15 protein-coding genes and 1 pseudogene are annotated in these 18,212 nt (G+C 35.1%); 9 read left to right on the top strand and 7 right to left on the bottom strand.

Annotated elements, in window-relative coordinates; all coding sequences use genetic code 11:
- Together Q7P22_RS06865 and Q7P22_RS06870 are read left to right on the top strand one after the other, a co-directional pair.
- Positions 1-299 (top strand): annotated as a pseudogene (locus Q7P22_RS06865) (hypothetical protein); the annotation flags it as partial.
- 330 nt (positions 300-629) lie between these two features.
- A complete protein-coding gene (locus tag Q7P22_RS06870; RefSeq protein WP_303862338.1) occupies positions 630-2,003 on the top strand; it encodes a hemolysin family protein in 1,374 nt (457 codons plus the stop codon).
- 195 nt (positions 2,004-2,198) lie between these two features.
- Here Q7P22_RS06870 and Q7P22_RS06875 read toward each other — a convergent pair whose 3' ends face one another.
- Both Q7P22_RS06875 and Q7P22_RS06880 read right to left on the bottom strand, forming a co-directional pair.
- Complete coding sequence (locus tag Q7P22_RS06875; RefSeq protein ID WP_303862340.1) at positions 2,199-2,963, bottom strand: protein-glutamine gamma-glutamyltransferase; 765 nt, start codon at positions 2,961-2,963, stop codon at positions 2,199-2,201.
- Positions 2,964-2,965: 2 nt separating this feature from the next.
- Positions 2,966-3,940: a hypothetical protein gene (locus Q7P22_RS06880; RefSeq protein WP_303862342.1), complete on the bottom strand. Its 975-nt coding sequence runs from the start codon at positions 3,938-3,940 to the stop codon at positions 2,966-2,968.
- A gap of 373 nt (positions 3,941-4,313) precedes the next feature.
- Between Q7P22_RS06880 and Q7P22_RS06885 the strand changes: the two genes are divergently transcribed.
- Together Q7P22_RS06885 and mutY are read left to right on the top strand one after the other, a co-directional pair.
- The gene (locus Q7P22_RS06885) at positions 4,314-4,949 is read left to right on the top strand and encodes a flavodoxin family protein (RefSeq protein ID WP_303862345.1); all 636 of its coding nucleotides are present in this window, start codon (positions 4,314-4,316) and stop codon (positions 4,947-4,949) included.
- A 338-nt stretch (positions 4,950-5,287) separates the two neighbouring features.
- Complete coding sequence (gene mutY / locus Q7P22_RS06890; protein WP_303862348.1) at positions 5,288-6,367, top strand: A/G-specific adenine glycosylase; 1,080 nt, start codon at positions 5,288-5,290, stop codon at positions 6,365-6,367.
- 134 nt (positions 6,368-6,501) lie between these two features.
- Here the strand turns inward: mutY and Q7P22_RS06895 are convergent, their stop codons facing one another.
- The 4 genes from Q7P22_RS06895 to gdhA form a co-directional block, all read right to left on the bottom strand.
- Positions 6,502-8,028 carry an FAD-dependent oxidoreductase gene (locus tag Q7P22_RS06895; protein WP_303862349.1) on the bottom strand — a complete coding sequence of 509 codons (1,527 nt, stop codon included), beginning with the start codon at positions 8,026-8,028 and terminating at the stop codon, positions 6,502-6,504.
- Positions 8,029-8,121: 93 nt separating this feature from the next.
- The gene (locus tag Q7P22_RS06900; RefSeq protein ID WP_303862351.1) at positions 8,122-9,108 is read right to left on the bottom strand and encodes a tocopherol cyclase family protein; all 987 of its coding nucleotides are present in this window, start codon (positions 9,106-9,108) and stop codon (positions 8,122-8,124) included.
- 265 nt (positions 9,109-9,373) lie between these two features.
- Positions 9,374-9,574, bottom strand: a complete 201-nt coding sequence (locus Q7P22_RS06905; protein WP_303862354.1) for a TnpV protein — start codon at positions 9,572-9,574, stop codon at positions 9,374-9,376.
- Between the two features lie 139 nt (positions 9,575-9,713).
- Entirely contained in the window at positions 9,714-11,063 is a 1,350-nt protein-coding gene (gene gdhA / locus Q7P22_RS06910) for an NADP-specific glutamate dehydrogenase (protein ID WP_303862357.1), read from the bottom strand.
- A 424-nt stretch (positions 11,064-11,487) separates the two neighbouring features.
- Here gdhA and Q7P22_RS06915 point away from each other — a divergent pair, with 424 nt between their 5' ends.
- From Q7P22_RS06915 to Q7P22_RS06935, 5 genes are all read left to right on the top strand, one after another.
- The gene (locus tag Q7P22_RS06915) at positions 11,488-12,315 is read left to right on the top strand and encodes an amino acid ABC transporter substrate-binding protein (protein WP_303862374.1); all 828 of its coding nucleotides are present in this window, start codon (positions 11,488-11,490) and stop codon (positions 12,313-12,315) included.
- Positions 12,316-12,395: 80 nt separating this feature from the next.
- Positions 12,396-13,055, top strand: coding sequence for an amino acid ABC transporter permease (locus tag Q7P22_RS06920; protein WP_303862360.1), 660 nt, complete (start codon positions 12,396-12,398; stop codon positions 13,053-13,055).
- A gap of 18 nt (positions 13,056-13,073) precedes the next feature.
- Positions 13,074-13,859: an amino acid ABC transporter ATP-binding protein gene (locus Q7P22_RS06925; RefSeq protein WP_303862363.1), complete on the top strand. Its 786-nt coding sequence runs from the start codon at positions 13,074-13,076 to the stop codon at positions 13,857-13,859.
- Positions 13,860-14,324: 465 nt separating this feature from the next.
- Positions 14,325-16,979, top strand: a complete 2,655-nt coding sequence (locus Q7P22_RS06930) for a calcium-translocating P-type ATPase, SERCA-type (RefSeq protein WP_303862366.1) — start codon at positions 14,325-14,327, stop codon at positions 16,977-16,979.
- A 317-nt stretch (positions 16,980-17,296) separates the two neighbouring features.
- Positions 17,297-17,713: a class A sortase gene (locus Q7P22_RS06935; RefSeq protein ID WP_303862368.1), complete on the top strand. Its 417-nt coding sequence runs from the start codon at positions 17,297-17,299 to the stop codon at positions 17,711-17,713.
- 308 nt (positions 17,714-18,021) lie between these two features.
- Here the strand turns inward: Q7P22_RS06935 and Q7P22_RS06940 are convergent.
- Positions 18,022-18,212, bottom strand: a 191-nt coding sequence (locus Q7P22_RS06940; protein ID WP_303862371.1) for a hypothetical protein, incomplete at its 5' end; no start/stop codon positions are given.

An 18,212-nucleotide genomic window follows, 5' to 3' on the forward strand; every position in this document is an offset into this window, starting at 1 on the left:
CGTTTGCCGGGCTTGTACCTCATACAGCGCATAGATTGCTGAATATAGAGCGAGGAGCTATGCTATTAGCAATGAATGTAGACGCCATACTCGAAAAAACAGGAAAAGGAAAAAATCCATGTGAGCCTGTTTGTCTGACTATAGACGGCTCTACCTTTTACGGTTCGCCTGTATTTCAAAATAAATTTGACTATTATTTAAAAACTTATCTAGAAAATAAAGGCTTTTATATAAGGCGAAAAAAAGTAGAAAACGGAACTTTAGTTGGTGCAGCTATGGCAGCCCTTATGGTTTTTTAAATTAAGAATTTGTAAGATGCTTTGATAATTTCTGATAGCTACTTTGATAAAATTAAAAAAGCAGATTTTATAAAGCTTAGTTTAAAATCTAGAGGCAAGACAATTTAAGTCTGCCTCTTTTATATTTTTAAAAAAGTAGTATAATAAGTAGTATGGGCAATTTTTTTACAATAGAACTTTGTAGAATAAATAATGTAGACCATATGAGATAATAATAGGTAAATAAATTTGCGTTTACTTACTTATTATCTGTATAATTTATTTATATAATTTTCAAGTAAATTATGGTAATATTAAATAAATAAACATAATTTTATGAGGAGGAACTAAATGGAACCAGACTCAGGTGGGTCGATTATACCCCAGTTGATATTAATAGTTATTTTAACTTCAATCAATGCATTTTTTGCAGCTTCAGAAATGGCAATGGTTTCTGTGGACAAAAAGAAACTTAATATTGAGGCAGAGGAAGGAAATAAGAAAGCTAAGCAATTATTAAAACTCTTAAAAGAACCTTCAAGATTTTTATCTACCATACAGGTAGGAATTACCTTTGCAGGATTTTTATCTTCTGCGTCAGCAGCAGTAGGTATTTCAGATGACTTAGGGAAGTTTTTAACTGGTTATGGAATCCCTTTTGCAAAAGATATCGCATTTATTGGAATAACATTAATACTAGCCTATTTCACATTAGTTTTTGGAGAATTAGTACCTAAGAGAGTTGCGCTTCAAAATGCTGAAAATTTTGCTATGAAAGCGGTTGGAACAGTTACTATTGTTTCAAAAGTCATGAGACCTTTTGTGTCTTTTCTATCCTTTTCCACTAATGGAATACTGCGAATTGCAGGAATTAGCCTTGAGGGTGTAGAAGAAAAGGTTACCCTAGAAGAAATTCGATCAATTGTAGAAGTAGGCCAAGAGCAGGGTATTATAAACCCTACTGAAAGAGAAATGATTGATAGTGTTATTGGTTTTGATGATAAGTTAGCTGAGGAGATTATGACTGCACGAACAGAGGTCTTTATGATTGACGTAGAAGACCCTATTGAAGAATACCTTAAGGAGATGCTTCAGTTAAAGTATTCTAGAATCCCTGTTTTCGAAGGGGATGTAGACAATATTATCGGTATACTCTACATAAAAGATTTTTTATTAGAGTCCTATAAAGTTGGCTTTGAAAATGTAGATATACAAAAAATTGCACGTCCTGCTTACTTTATACCAGAACGAAAAAATATTGATGATCTATTTACAGAGCTTCAAAATACTAGAAATCATATGGCTGTATTAATTGATGAATATGGTGGATTTTCTGGTATTGTAACAATGGAAGACTTAATTGAAGAAATTATGGGAGATATCGATGACGAATACGATCACGATGAACCTGATATAAAGAAAATTGACGCTTTTAATTTCGTCGCTAAGGGGACTACTTCTGTTAAGGAGTTAAACAGTAAGCTTAAAATAGATATTGATGAATCTTCTGAAGACTACGACACTTTAGGAGGATTATTAATTTCTATAATAGGATATATTCCTAAAGATGGCGAGAAAATTGAAGTCCCTTATGAGGATGCAGAAGGCAGAGAAATAGACTTTTTTATAGAAGTAGTAGAAGACAAAAGAATACAAAGAGTACGAATTGTGCTGAGTGATCATATAAAAGAAACAAAAAACGATGACGATGAAGACGATGACTAAAATAAGTATAAAACAAGAGCTATTTCCAAGGAAATAGCTCTTGTTTTAAAATTCTTCGGTTTGCAAAGGAAGTTTTTATTTCCTTGCAGCGGATTGTGAAAAATATATTAGCGGAAAGCTGAAAGGGAAACGCGATCTCACCCAAAGGCGAGATTGAATTTCTCTGACCAGCTGATTTTACATACAACTTAGAACTTACAAAGTAGAACTGGAGAAGTCTTTCGCTAAACTCTTAAAATTTGGTCGTCCTGCCACGTCCATTAAAAAGGCGGGCTTTGTTGCCCCTTCTTTCCTATTGGAATTTAACATCTTTATAAAAGCATCTGCAGAGTGTATTCCCACTCCGTGACCGTAATATTTTCCACCGCTTAAGTCAATCACATTTTCTCCTTGTAAATAGGGAGTGAGTGGGCTGACTTCAGGATTATCAAAATAGAGCCTATCACCTGGCAAGAAATCTGCTACTTTATGAACAGAGCCTACTTCTTTTAGTTTCCAACCAATCCTAGACCAATTCATTAAATATATATTTTTGAACATACTATCAAATCGTTCTTTAGAAAAAACATGTAACAAAGCTTTATAGTATACGATGAGCATTGCTGTGGCACACTCTGTTCCATATTTTGAACCATTGGTATAAATATCGTTGATAGCCTCTGCAGCAGAAACATCATCCTTTAATTCAAAGCCTCCATCTCTCTTTCGATTCCAGTACTTTTCATTGCATATAGATTGCCTAAAGACTTTAAAATGTAAACCACTCTGGTTAAGAGCTTTTGCTGAGTTGACAATTTCTCTTCTTAGTAATAACTCAAAATCTAATTGTCCGATATCAGCATAATTGTACGCGCTAGAGCTAGCTGACATGATCCGCGCAGTTTCTCTTTCTATGCTATGTACAGGATACTTTTTTAAGTATTCATTTACATCTATAGGAGTATTATCAATCTTAATCATATCTAACCCTCCCAATCCTTGTTCATTAGAGCTATTTGTGAAGATAAATCGTTTTTAATCCATTGACGCCACAACTTATGGTTCTGCTTTTTTAATTTATAGGAGTACGCTGATAATTGCTCCTTTTTCTTAAGGCTTGATTGTCTAAAATTCTCTAGTGCATCTTTTTCAAAAATTTTTAAAGGCTTTAAAAACTCTCCTGTGTCGGGAGATACTTTTTTATTTAAGTACTTTCCTTCTAAATGAACTTTAAAGATATTTGGCTCACTGCTAAGCTGAAAACTTTCCCCTGAAAAATAAATATAAGGCATATTTTCATTTACCCAATTATACGTTTGTTGTATATTTACTTCTTTATTTTCCTGGAAACTGCTTAAATCCCCATCAATATGTAATAATTTACAGGCTAGTTGAATCGACTTTTCATTAGATGATTTTAAGCGTTCTGTTATGAGCTCTACAAGGCTCGGGTCTTTAAACTGAAGAAGGTACCAGGATAGATCGTGTATAAAATAGTCCTTTTCATAGCGATTAAACATAAGGTCAACTACAGAAGGTAATATAGAATGATCCTTCATATAACATATAAGCGTGCCAACAGTACCATCTAGTATTTCATCGAATTCGTCGTTTAAACCGTCAGCATAAACGCCACTGTCAAACATCCATATAAGGGTATCGTGAATTCTTTTGTCATTGTATTTGTCGCTAATTTCTTTAAATTTCATATCTCCCTCAATGACAGAGCACAAATTTAGAGCAATACGATTTCGAAGATTTAGATTTTCTAGTGTATTTAAAGATTCCACTTCTTTTCTAACAAAATATAAAGTAGGAAAATACAATCTCTTGTCGTTTAAATAATGAATAGCGCCCCTTTCGTTTTCTAGTAAAAATCTCTTAAAAGCTTTCCTAAATGAATCGTAGTCATAAGCTTTATTCAACAAGTCGAAGTACTTCAACGATGAATCTTTCATTTTAACACCGCCTTTTAATAACTTTAATCTATTCTATTAAAGTTTATTGGCTTTGTTGAATAAAATTAGTTTTTTGTGTAATTTGCGCAAAATTGAATGCAGAAACTTTTCAACTTACCTATTGACGATATGAATTTCTAACTTTCCAACTATTATTTTCTTAAAATCAAAAACTCATAAATTCTTCAATAGCGTATGATATGTTATAATATTCGAAACAGCAGATTGGCTCGCAGAAATCATTCCATTTTCCGTGCTTGCATGAGAAAATGGAATGGTTTCTATGAGCAAGTGCCAACGACCGAAGCTGCGAAGCAGCTTATTTATGATATAATAAATCTATTAAGAAAAAACACATATTGGAGGAAAGAAAATGAAAGTAGTTGCTTTTAACGGAAGTCCTAGAAAAGAAGGGAATACTTATCAAGGAATACGAATAATATGTGACGAGTTAGAAAAAGAAGGCATTGAAACAGAGATTATTCAAGTTGGCAGCAAGGAAATACGCGGATGTACTGCTTGTAATGGCTGTGCAAAAAATAGGGACGAAAAATGTGTACTTCCTGGTGATGAAGTCAACGAATGGATTCAAAAGATGAAGGATGCAGACGGTATTGTATTAGGAGCACCAGTTCATTTCTCTGGAATTGGAGGAACGATGAAATCTTTTCTAGATAGAGCTTTCTACGTAGGATCTAATAACAATAGTTTATTTAGACATAAAGTAGGAGCTGCATTAGTAGCTGTAAGACGATCAGGGGGAAGTGCATCCTTAGATCAGCTCAATCACTATTTGGCTTACTCAGAAATGGTTATCCCTACGTCTAATTACTGGAATATTATTCATGGGACAAGACCGGGTGAAAGCATAAAAGACGAAGAAGGCGTTCAAATTATGAAAGTACTTGGTAAAAATATGGCATGGATATTGAAGTTGGTAGAAAATGGAAAGGGTGTAGTAGATAAGCACGAGGCAGAAAGAAAGACTTATATGAATTTTATTCGATAATGACAAGCAGTATTCAGAAACTACTTATCAGCGTTCCTGCCACTTATGATGGTTTGATAAAGATATGAACGTAGAACAAATGAATTAGAATTGTCCATATTATTGCTAAGCCATTTTGGTTAATAAAGTACTGCTATATATGGTGAAAAGGTATGCTACAATTTGAAAGGTTAAGCTTTATATTTCAGATTATAAATTTGGCATTACTAGTGCTTGTTATTTATTTGGTTGTTTTAGGTATTCGATATCTTAAAAGGAAATCTTGACTCTGTTTTTTTAATGATATAGGATAGAGTAATCAAAGTCTTGGTATGAGATACAACTAGAAGGGAATAGACATGAATAAAGACTATATACATGAATTTCAAAATAAATTATTAGACTGGTACGATGAAAATCGTCGCATACTGCCTTGGAGAGAAGAGCCTTCTGCTTATAAGGTGTGGATATCTGAGATTATGTTGCAGCAGACTCGAGTGGATACAGTTATACCTTATTTTCTAAAATTTATGGAGGATATTCCTAGTATTTTTACCTTAGCAAATATTTCTGAAGACAAATTACTTAAGCTTTGGGAGGGATTAGGCTATTATAGTCGTGCTAAAAATTTAAAGAAAGCTGCACAAGTTCTTTTAGAAGAGTATAATGGTCAAATGCCCTCAGATAAAAAGGATTTGCAATCTTTGCCTGGTATAGGTCCTTATACATCGGGGGCTATCGCCTCTATTGCCTTTGGACAAAAGGAACCTGCTATGGACGGTAATGTCCTTAGAATTGTTTCTAGAATTACTGTGAATACTGGAGATATAAAAAATAGAAAAGTAAAGGCAGACATAGAACAAATAGTTATAGACGTGTTACCAGAAAATAGAGTTGGTGATTTTAATCAAGCGTTGATGGATTTAGGAGCAACGATTTGTATCCCAAATGGGGCACCTAAGTGCAGTATTTGTCCATTATCTGGTTTCTGTGAAGGCCATAATAAGGGTATTGCTGAAACCTTGCCTGTAAAAACGGCAAAAAAGAAGCGTAATATAGAGAAAAAAACGATTTTTGTTTTAAATTATGGAGATCAATTTGCCTTAAAAAGGAGACCGAATAAGGGGCTTTTATCAAAACTATGGGAATATCCCAATGTAGATGGTTTTGCCACTGAAAAAGACGTACGATTATTAATGAAATCTTGGGGGTTTTTAACAGGTTCCCTTTTAGAATTAAATAATTCGAAACATTTATTTAGCCATATTGAATGGCACATGAAGGCTTACTATATAAAAGTAGAAGCTGTACAAAGGGACAATGATTTTGTATGGGCAAGCAAAAAAGAAATTAAAGAAAAATACTCAATTCCTACAGCTTTTAAGGAGTATACAAAATGGGTTCAACATCTGGAAGAACATCAAGGTCAAGCGATCTAGGTTTAGAACTGCAATTATTGCGTATATATAAATCACAGAGTACACTAAAAAAGACTAGGGTGATAAAATGAGTATTAGAGAAGGTATTATAAAAGCAATGAAAGAAGCAGGAAAGCCAATCTCGCCTTATCACCTTATTCTAATTTACACTCCAAGTTATCTAGTGCCGGCCCGTCTAAAATAGTTCCCTTGTAATCAAAGCGGGAGCCGTGGCAGGGGCAATCCCATGTTTTTTCAGCGCTATTCCACTTTAACTCACAGCCTAAATGGGTACAGGTTGTATCGATTAGATAAATCTTTCCATCCTTATCCATATAAGCGCCTATTTTTTCACCATCTATTTCTACAGTATGTCCTTTACCAGGTTCTGTAGGTAGTTCATTAGTTGCGTCCTCTAATTTGCCTTTGACTAAGTCCTTTGCTACTTGTATATTATCAACTACTAATTTGAGTATGGATTTGCTGCTTAAATTTCGGTAGGGTTTATATAAATTCTCCCATTGACTTTTATTATTTGAAATTAAATCTGAAATCACTTTTGCGGCTACATGAGATGTAGTCATGCCCCATTTCTTAAAGCCAGTTGCAATGTACACATGGTCTGTATAGCTAGTGATTTTTCCAATATAGGGAATATCATCAGGTGTCATCAAATCTTGAGTAGACCATCTATAGGGAACATTCTCTACAGTATAGAGGTGTTTGACAAAGTCAAATAGATTAGAATAATGCACTTTTTCCTCTTCGCCGTGTGCCGTTTGATGGCTATCTCCACCAATTAAAAGCAAAGCTTCTTGTTTACTGATTTGGTTTCGGATAGATCTAGTAGGACTTTCAGCGCTAATGTACATGCCAGTAGGAAGTTCTTCTTTTATTTTTACGCCAAGGAGATAAGAACGCTGAGGCACCATTCTTGTAAAATAAAATCCAATATTATTGGTAAAAGGATAGTGGCAAGCTACCACTACCTTATTTGCTCGAATGATATTGCCACCTTTGGTGTTTATTGTACAAGGACTGCCTCTGTCAATATCGTCAATTTGAGTCCCTTCAAAAATGAGGGCACCTTTTTTTTCAATATGTTGAGCAAGGGAAAGTACATATTTTCTAGGGTGAAATTGTCCTTGGTTAGGAAATTTAACAGCTCCTAAAATAGGGAGGGGAAGAGGCAGTTCTTCTACAAAGCTAGCATCAATACCAGCCCTTTTAGCAGCCCCTACTTCATCTTTGATTTTTGGTAGGTATTTAGAGTCACAAGTGTAAATGTAGGCATTTTCTTTTGAGTAATCACAGTCAATGTTTAATTCTTTAATGGTGTCTTCTATAAAAGAGACTGCCCATTGATTAGAACTAGCGTATTGTGTAGCTGTTTCAAGATCATTATTGCTGATCATATTATGGTAAATAAGACCGTGTTGAGAAGTGATTTTTGCAGTGGTATGACCAGATGCTCCTGTAGCAATTTTGTTTTTTTCAAAGATAGCTACTTTAAATCCACTTTTTTGCAGTAAGTAAGCTGTTGCAATACCTACCATTCCGCCACCGACAATAGCCACATCAACTTCCATATCTTTTTCTAATGGCGAATAGTGAGTTTCTTCTGTAGATGAAATCCAGTAAGAACCTGCTTGTTTTTGAAATAAATTTTCTTTATCTATCATGTAATACATCCTTTCGATATGTCCTATATTTATTTTGCATAAAAAATTCTACTTATGTCTGTAAAGGAATACCCTGATGCTAATAACTAAGGACTAGCGACTACCTACTAAAAGCTCTTCATAAGAGCCACATAATTCTGTTCCTCCGTGATATCCTGTATCTTTAAAAATGATGTTATTATCTTTATTTAGTAAAAGAATTGAAACTTTAGAATTAATGGTTTCCTCTATTTTTCGGTTCATAGTTCCAATTTTTGGAGCCATTAACTCTCCCTTATTAGTGGAGATGTCAACTTGAGCCTGAAGTTGGTATTTGCTATTTTTTAAGGTGATAGATAAAAGGTGGTCTTTAAGATTAAGATATTTAATTTTGCTGCGGGTATAGGTTGCGAAAGTATGGTGGTTATCGCCAATTCTGAGAAAGCTAATGAAGCCTATAAAAAAGCTACCAAACCAAGGGATTTTTGCTATGGAAAACATAAAGGATGTATTTTCTTTGGTAAAGTGATTAGATTGCACCCATATCCAAGATTCTGGAAAGGATTTACCCCAGTCTTTTTCAATATAACCATATCCATTATTAAAATCTATTATTCTTTTTTGATATATCATTTTACCCTGAATATTGTGGCTGATATTTACAACTCCATGATAGCATTCCATAAAGGGCACAAAAGAAAAAGGCCCCATGATGCCAGGGTGGGTGATGGTTTTAGGGTAGGGAATACGATCAGTAAAATACAGTTCCCCTATAAAAGATAAATCATCTTTTTCTAAATTTAATATCATTCGCTCTTTCGAAAAATAGTTATTTCCAATAAATACTTGAAAGTTTTCATTATCGTATTTAAAATCTTTATAGTCAAAGGGGATATAATGAGTTTGTCCTGTTATGCCATCAATAGTCTGAATAAAAGCCTTCTTCTCACCATTTTTGTTAATAGCAATACCAGAAATAATGGAAAGGATACACTTTTTATCTTCATCAATGAGTTTAAAGTACCAACCTTCAAAATAATTTTTTTTTCTGTATTTGCCTAGAAATATTTCAGGGTTAAATAATCTATTAATTCTATACATTTTACACCACTTTTTCCGTATTTTTCATTGTGTAGTATGCCACGTATGAGAGAGATTATTCATCAAAAAGTTCTTTAGTTATCAAAAAAGGCGTGAGAAAGACGAAGTAAACACAACAAATCAATACAGCTATGGACAAACCCAGTGAAAGCGAGGGTCTAAGCCACTTCGTGTGCTACGATAGTCTGGCTGCTGAAAGTTAAGCGAAACCTGCCCTCTATTAAATCAGAGGGCAGGTTTTTGTGGTTTTTATTCGACAAAATCCCTACTTAGTACCAGTACAATGCTCTGTCAGCTTGCTGGTTAGAAGCAATTCACGATACATTTGCGGTTTCTGCTCACGCAGATAATCTAGGCGAAGCAAGCCATACTTCCCTAAGTTGTCAATGTCGGCTTTTCCGTTGGTTTTGATATTGGAGTATAACAATCCATCAATCTCTGTGTAGTCAAATTCAAACTTTGCCATAAAGCAAATCCTCCAATAAAGATTATTTACAATTCATCGGTAATCGTTCGGCTGTGCGAAACAATTATGATTTTCGTAAACATCCTTATTGGAGGAACTCTAAATGCCCAAGACTTTTCTTAGTAAATCAAATCATATATTAAACAATTCCGTGAGCTATCATAGCTTCGGCTACTTTTAAGAAACCTGCTATATTAGCACCTACTACTAAATTTTCGTTTTCTGCACCGTATTCGATAGCCGCTTTTTTTGCATTTTTAAAAATACTTACCATGATTTGCTGTAATTTTTCATCTACCTCTTCAACAGTCCATGAGTAGCGCATACTGTTTTGTGACATTTCAAGGGCTGAGCAAGCTACGCCACCAGCATTAGATGCTTTTCCCGGTGAGAATAAGATATTATTTTTAATAAATACTTCTATTGCATCAAGTGAACAAGGCATATTAGCTCCTTCACAAACAGCAACTACGCCATTGTTAATAAGGGTGTTTGCAGCTTCTACATTGATTTCGCCTTGTGTTGCACAAGGTAGGGCAATATCGCATTTTTCATTCCATATATCTTTGCAACCTTCTACATATTTAGCACTTGGTACGGCATCTACATATTCTTTAATTCGAGCTCTTCTTACTTCTTTTAATTCTTTTACTAGATCTAATTGGATACCATTTTCATCTACAATATATCCATTAGAATCAGAACAAGCGATAACTTTAGCTCCTAATTCCATGGCTTTTTCCATCGCGTAAATTGCCACATTTCCAGAACCAGATACAATTACTGTCTTTCCTTCAAAACTTTCATTTGCATCTTTTAACATTTCATGTGCGAAGTAAATCAAACCGTATCCTGTAGCTTGAGTTCTTCCAAGGCTACCACCATAACTTAGGCCTTTACCTGTTAAAACACCTTGTTCACGAATGTTTTTGATTTTATTGTAATATCCAAATAAGTAGCCTATTTCTCTAGCACCAACGCCGATATCTCCAGCAGGAACATCTAAATCTGCGCCGATATGTTTTTGTAATTCAGCCATAAAAGATTGGCAGAATCTCATTACTTCATTGTCGGATTTTCCCTTAGGATTAAAGTCAGAACCACCCTTGCTACCGCCAATTGGAAGACCTGTTAAAGAATTTTTGAAAGTTTGTTCGAAACCTAGAAATTTAATAATGCTTTGATTTACAGATGGGTGAAATCGTAAACCGCCTTTGTATGGTCCAAGAGCAGAATTAAATTGAACTCTAAAGCCCCTATTTACATGTACCTTACCATTGTCATCTACCCAAGGTACTCGAAAATAAATTACTCTTTCTGGCTCAACCATTCTCTCTAGTAATCCAGCTTCCATAAATTTTGGGTTTTTTTCGAAAACAGGAACTAAAGAATTAAAAACTTCTTTTACTGCGTCAAGAAATTCTACTTCGCCTGAATTTCTTTTTTCCACTTGCTCATAGACAGATTGTATGTACTCTTTGCTATTCATGTAGTGTTCCCCTCCATTTGTATTATGCAACAAATTAAAACTACGAACATTAATTTGTGAAGTGATTTAACATTCATGCCGTTTTTAATAATATAGCACCAGATAAAACGAGTGTCAAACGGAATTTTGAAGGAAGGTGGATTATTATTGCATTCAAAAGGAACTTAAATTTTTATACTCGCTAGACTCAAACAGAAAAACTTCTTAAGGATTCCCTTTCCCTTCTTTTGAAGCAAGCGAGACCAATCGTTTGCCCATGTTTTAGAAATACCATATCTTTTCTACCTTCTTTCCTAAGACAATCCCTAAGGGACTGATATGAATAGGTTCATGGGATTATAGACTATGTAAAATAAACACTTGCTTTATTCTGATAAAGTAAGTATAATGTTAAAAGAATATTTAACTGAAATAGTATAAAATTATTAAACGAGGAGGATTAATAGTGAAAAAATTAATAACTTTATTTTTATTGCTGACGATGGTTGTAGGGTTGGTTGCATGTGGTAGCACAGGAAATAATGAAACAGATGATCAGTCTCAGGATGAAAGTGATTTAGCTTATGTGGAAGGAAATGGTAAGCTTATCATCGGCTACACTGATTACGCTCCCATGAATTATACCGATGAAAGTGGTACGTTTACAGGCTTTGACACAGAGCTAGCTACTTTGGTTTCTGAAAAACTTGGTCTTGAACCTCAATTTGTTGAGATCAACTGGGATACCAAGGAAGTGGAACTGAATGCAAAGTCCATTGACTGCATCTGGAACGGCCTAACAATCAGCGACGAGCGTAAGGCAACGATGGAAGTTACCCAACCTTATATAAAAAATGCCCAAGTGGTTGTGGTAAAAGAAGGTACTGAATATGAAGACACTTCGTCCTTAATTGGCAAGAACATAGCTGCTGAGCAAGGTTCTGCCGGTGAAACCACCATTCAGGGAGATGACAACTTAAAGCAAGCAAGTTATATTCCTAAGACATTGCAGACTGAGGCCCTTATGGAAGTAAAAGCCGGGACTGCTGACGCTGCTGTCTTAGACTTAACACTGGCAAATACCATGACAGGCGAAGGTACCAACTATAAGGATATTACCATTGTAGATAAATTGGCAGAAGAGAATTATGGGGTTGCATTCCGCAAAGGTTCTGATATTAGTGAGGAAGTGAACAAGATTTTTGACGAACTTGTTGCAGACGGGACCATGGCTAAATTAGCTGAAAAGTATGGACTAGATCTAGCACAATAGACTATAATACATATGAAATGAAGCGAGGGACAGAGGGTAAACCTCTGTCCCACTGCTTTTTTAATTGAGGTGAAAGAAATATGGAACAGATTTATGTAATTATTGGTCGGCTATCAGATAGCTTTTTGCTTAATTGTAAGATCTTTATAATAACCCTTTTGTTCTCACTACCCTTAGGTCTGTTAATTGCTTTTGGATCCATGAGTCGTTTTCGTCCCCTTCGTTGGCTTGTGCGAACATTTGTATGGATAATCCGTGGAACTCCATTGATGCTACAGCTTATCATAATTTTTTATGGACCGGGACTTTTGGACATGTCTTTTACATGGCCAAATGGTGAGTCTGGGCGTTTTGTAGCAGCAACTGTTGCCTTTGTTATCAACTATGCCTGTTATCTTTCAGAAATTTATCGAGGCGGTATTGAAGGAATACCTAAGGGTCAATACGAAGCTGGTGAGGTCTTGGGCATGACGAAGAGTCAGATATTTTTCAAGGTAACATTGCTTCAAGTGGTAAAGCGTATACTTCCTCCTGTGGGTAACGAGATTATTACCTTAGTGAAGGATACGTCCTTGGCCCGTATTATTGCCAATAAAGAGATCATTATGATGGCTGGAGAATACAGCAGCAAAGGACTTATTTGGCCTCTTTTTGCCACAGGGATTTACTTTCTTGTATTTGTGGGGGCATTAACTATACTACTTGATTGGCTAGAGAAGAAACTGAGCTATTTCCGTTGATAAAAGGAGGAAATTGGAATGTCAATTTTAGAAGTAAAAAATATTGAAAAACGCTTTGAAAGCTTGCAAGTTTTGCAGAAGATTGATTTTTCCTTAGAAAAGGGAGAATCAATTGCAATTATAGGTTCTTCTGGAAGTGGAAAGACCACCTTGCTCAGGTGCCTTAACTTCCTAGAAAGGCCTGATAATGGAAGCATCTCTGTAAATAATAAGGTGATTTTTGACGCAATGGATCCTGCTACTCAAAGAGATAGTGAAGTGCGAAAAAAGCGATTACATTTTGGATTGGTTTTTCAAAACTTTAACCTATTTCCTCAATACACAGTCCTAAAAAATGTTACATTGGCAGCGGAACTGTTGGCTCAAGAGCGTCCAAGCTTTAAACAGGAGAAAAAAACGATCTTGAATGAGATTCAGGATCGGGGTAAAATGCTTTTATCCCAAGTTGGCCTGTCGGATAAGCTGGATTATTATCCACATATGATATCCGGTGGACAGCAACAGCGGGTAGCTATTGCTCGCGCCCTAGCGCTAGATCCAGACATTTTGTGTTTTGACGAACCTACCTCTGCCTTAGACCCGGAGCTCACAGGGGAAGTATTGAAGGTTATTAGGAATTTGGCAGACCGCAATACGACAATGATCATTGTGACCCATGAAATGGATTTTGCTCGGGATGTGGCAGACCGCGTTATCTTTATGGATGCTGGTGTAATTGTGGAACAGGGCACCCCTCAGGAAGTCTTTAGCAATCCTAAAGAAGAGAGAACGAAGCAGTTTCTATCCAGGTATAATAAAGAGTAAGGCAACACTGAAATGTAGTAACTTAAAGTGGGACTCAAAATGTTAAAAAAGTAATCCTTCATGGTATTACTGTGAGAGGATTTCATAAAATTATTGACTGATATTTAATTTATATGGTAAAATAATGATATAAGCACGTTAAAAGGGAGTAGTTTTAAATGCATAGTCAACAATTACTGGTTAAATAAATTTAACTTGGCTATGTGTCCATTTAGGTAACGAGACTTTTAATACGATTCTTTAGAATTGTGTTAAAAGTCTTTTTTTATCGCGTAAGTGCGAAAAACTTGCAAAGCGCCTTTTCTCGCTTAACTTACTAGATTGCCAAAAAAGTGGGGAATACTATTTGTCGTAAAGAAAATTTACTTTCTATGGCATAAAGTTTTCTTGAACTCATTATTACAACTTGCTATTATGGGTATTATATATCCTTAGATAAATAAAAAATCAAAGAGGTGTAAAAACATGTGGTTTTCAAAATCCAGTAATGAAGTCTTAAAAGAGTTAGATGTTAATCCTGCAACGGGACTTAGCAGCCAAGAAGCTCAAAAGAGACTGGAGAAGTACGGTGAAAATAAGCTTAAAGCAAAGCCTAAAAAAAGCTTATTAGCACTATTTTTCGCACAGCTAAACGATATGTTGATTTACGTATTATTAGCTGCAGCCATTATAACATTAGTTATTGGCGAATACGTAGATGCAGCGATCATTATCATAGTTGTTTTAATCAATGCATTTGTAGGAGTCATTCAAGAATCAAAGGCTGAAAAAGCCATTGAGGCTTTACAGCAGATGACTACGCCTAAGACCTTGGTAAGACGTGATGGAGAGGTTAAAGAAATCAATTCGGAATACATTGTGCCAGGGGATATTGTAGTGGTCGATGCAGGTAGATTCATACCAGCAGATATTCGATTAATTGAAAGTGTAAACTTGCAAATTGAAGAATCCGCTTTAACAGGAGAGTCTGTTCCAACAGATAAAGATTCAAATTCAATATTTGAAGATCCAAAGACTCCAATTGGCGACAGATCTAATATGCTATTTATGTCTACTCTTTCTACTTATGGTAGAGGGCAAGGTGTTGTAGTTGGAACGGGTATGGAAACTGAAATGGGTAGCATAGCCAAAGCACTAGATGAAGATGTAGATGAAATGACTCCACTTCAAAAAAGACTTGACGAATTAGGTAAAGTTCTTGCATTCTTATGTATTGGAATATGTGTAGTCATATTTATTGTGGCATTGATTCAAGGTAGACCATTATTTGATATGTTCCTTACTGCAATTAGTTTAGCTGTCGCAGCGATACCAGAAGGTTTAGCTGCTATTGTAGCAATTGTATTATCTATTGGCGTAACCAAAATGTCTAAAAACAACGCCATTGTTAGAAAACTTCCAGCCGTTGAAACATTAGGTTCTGTAAATGTAATTTGTTCAGATAAAACGGGTACTTTAACACAAAACAAGATGACGGTAGTAAAGCACTATGTCATGAATCACGTAAAAGATGTAGCTGCAGAAGGAGAAGATTTTAAAGCTTCTAACGACGAAAAAGAACTTATCAAGAGTTTTGTACTATGTTCTGATGCAACTTACGAAAATGGTCAAGGCACTGGGGATCCAACAGAAGTAGCATTAATTGTCCTAGGTAATAGGCACAATATGACAAAAAATGATTTAAATCAAAAATATAAGAGAGTTGGAGAAAAACCTTTTGACTCTGACAGAAAATTAATGTCTACTTTAAATGAAGAAGGAAATGGATACAGGGTCCACACAAAGGGAGCTATCGACAATATCCTCCAGCTTGCTACTCACGCATTAGTTGATGGCCAAGTTGTACCATTAACAGAAGAATTAAAACAACAGTATTTACAAGTAACATTAGAAATGTCCAATGAAGCTCTTAGAGTATTAGGAGCTGCTTATAAAGATGTAGACAGTATAATTGATGTAGATGAAATGGAAAATGAGCTAATAATTATTGGACTGGTTGGTATGATTGACCCTCCAAGGTTAGAAGTAAAAGATTCTATTGCAGAAGCAAAAATGGCTGGTATTAGGTCAATAATGATTACAGGTGATCATAAAAATACAGCTGTAGCTATTGCAAGACAATTAGGTATAGCAGATTCTATAGAGCAAAGTTTAACTGGAGCAGAAATTGATCAAATGAGTGATGAAAAGTTTGCTCAAAAAATTAATAATTACAGAGTATTTGCAAGGGTATCTCCTGAACACAAAGTTAAAATCGTTAAAGCATTCAAATCTCATGGAAACATCGTTTCTATGACTGGTGATGGTGTCAATGACGCACCTTCTTTAAAGAATGCAGATATTGGTGTAGCTATGGGTATAACAGGTACAGATGTATCTAAAGGTGCCAGCGATATGATCTTAACAGATGATAATTTCTCAACGATTGTTCATGCTGTTGAAGAGGGAAGAAATATTTATAACAATATTAGAAAAGCAGTTATCTTCTTATTGTCTTGTAATTTAGGAGAAGTTATTTGTATCTTTCTAGCAATATTGTTAAACTGGCCAATCCCACTAATTGCTACTCAATTGCTTTGGATTAACTTAGTTACGGATTCACTTCCAGCATTAGCATTGGGAATGGACCCTGGTGACAAAGACGTAATGAAAGAAAAACCAAGAGATCCAAAAGAGAGTTTCTTTGCTAACGGGGCTGGTTTTAGGGCAATTTTAGGTGGAACCTTAATTGGTTTATTGACACTTGGTGCTTTCTACTTTGGTCTAGTAGAACACGGTCATACTATTGGAGAAGTAAATATACCTGAAGGTGCTATAACATATGCAAGAACAATGGCCTTCGTGGTATTAGCAGTATCACAATTGTTCTACTCATTAACTATGAGAAATTCTAAGAAATCCATATTCCAAATAGGATTTATGACGAATAAATTGCTTATTGGTGCAATTATTGCGGGAATCTTTTTACAGTTTGTAGTAATTTCTGTGCCATTCCTAGCAGATGCCTTTGGCGTACAAATGCTTACATTATTTGACTGGGTAGTTGTATTGGTCTTCTCATTAATACCTTTCACAGTAAATGAAATCGTTAAGGCATTTATGAGACTTAAAGATAAATAAAAATATAAATATCCGTAGGCTTCACTGTTTACAATGAAAGCCCCCTCCTTTTCTATTGAATCGTGTATAGATTCAGTAAAAGGGGGGCTTTTTTTGATAATACTATATTAGACATAAGATCACTAATAAACTGTAAATTTGTGTTTCGATGTTAAAAATTAATAGATATAATAAATACATAGGTAATTTTTACTGTTAAAATAAGATAGAACCATACTAAAATCTACAAGAAATGGTGATTGTATGAAAAAAGTAATCTCAACACTCCTTATTATTATAGGAATTTTATTAATATCTATGCCTATATTAGTGACTTTATGTTAAAGATATCGAATGATGCCAATAACAAAGAGATAGATAAGATCACATGGGAAGATATTGAAAAAAACCAAGAAAGCGAAGCTGATTTTGATTTGGGCTCTGTTCAAGATGTAAATATTACAAAGACACTGTTAGGCTCAAGGAATCTTGATAAAAATCTTATTATCGGTCAGCTAATTATTCCCGATATTAATTTGAGTTTACCAATACTAAAGGGCATTTCTGAAAGCAATATGTTAGGTGGAGTAGGTACCATGAAGGAAGGACAGAAAATGGGTCTAGGAAATTATACTTTAGCAGGTCATTATGTTGACAGAAAAGATACCCTTTTTGGAGGATTAATGGATATTAAAGAGGGGAGCACGATCTATATGACAGATAAAAAGACGATGTACGAGTACCATCGTCTATAAAATAGAAATTGTGCAAGATACAGCTATAGAAATGTTATCCGATGATCGCTCCGCGGAACGAGATAAACCCATCACATCCCTTATGACCTGCTATTATTCTTCTAAAACCGGTAAAAGATTTTTCGCCATAGGAGAGCTTGTAAATCAGTACCCTTACAGGAACGATGGTTAAACCATAGTCGAACGATAGTTAAACGGTGGTCGAACGATTGTCAGTAACTACCTAACTATATATAAACAATTGTTTAACGATTGTTTAACTACTGCTCAACCATTGTTCAACTATTGTTAACCATGCCTGCGGCGTGCTACATTCCTAATTTTTTTCTCTTGCTATTAATATGAGATTCAATGCCTTTAGCAACTTCTACTGGATCATCCCCTATGGCTACTTTACCACCTGTCAATCCTTCTACGTCTTCTGTAAGAAGTTTTACTAGATTTGGTGCTCCTGTAATAAATGGAGTAGGAGATAGATGTGTATAGCATCCATAAGCTA

Source organism: Alkalibaculum bacchi, from assembly GCF_937875145.1.
Lineage (GTDB): Bacteria > Bacillota > Clostridia > Eubacteriales > Alkalibacteraceae > Alkalibaculum > Alkalibaculum bacchi_A.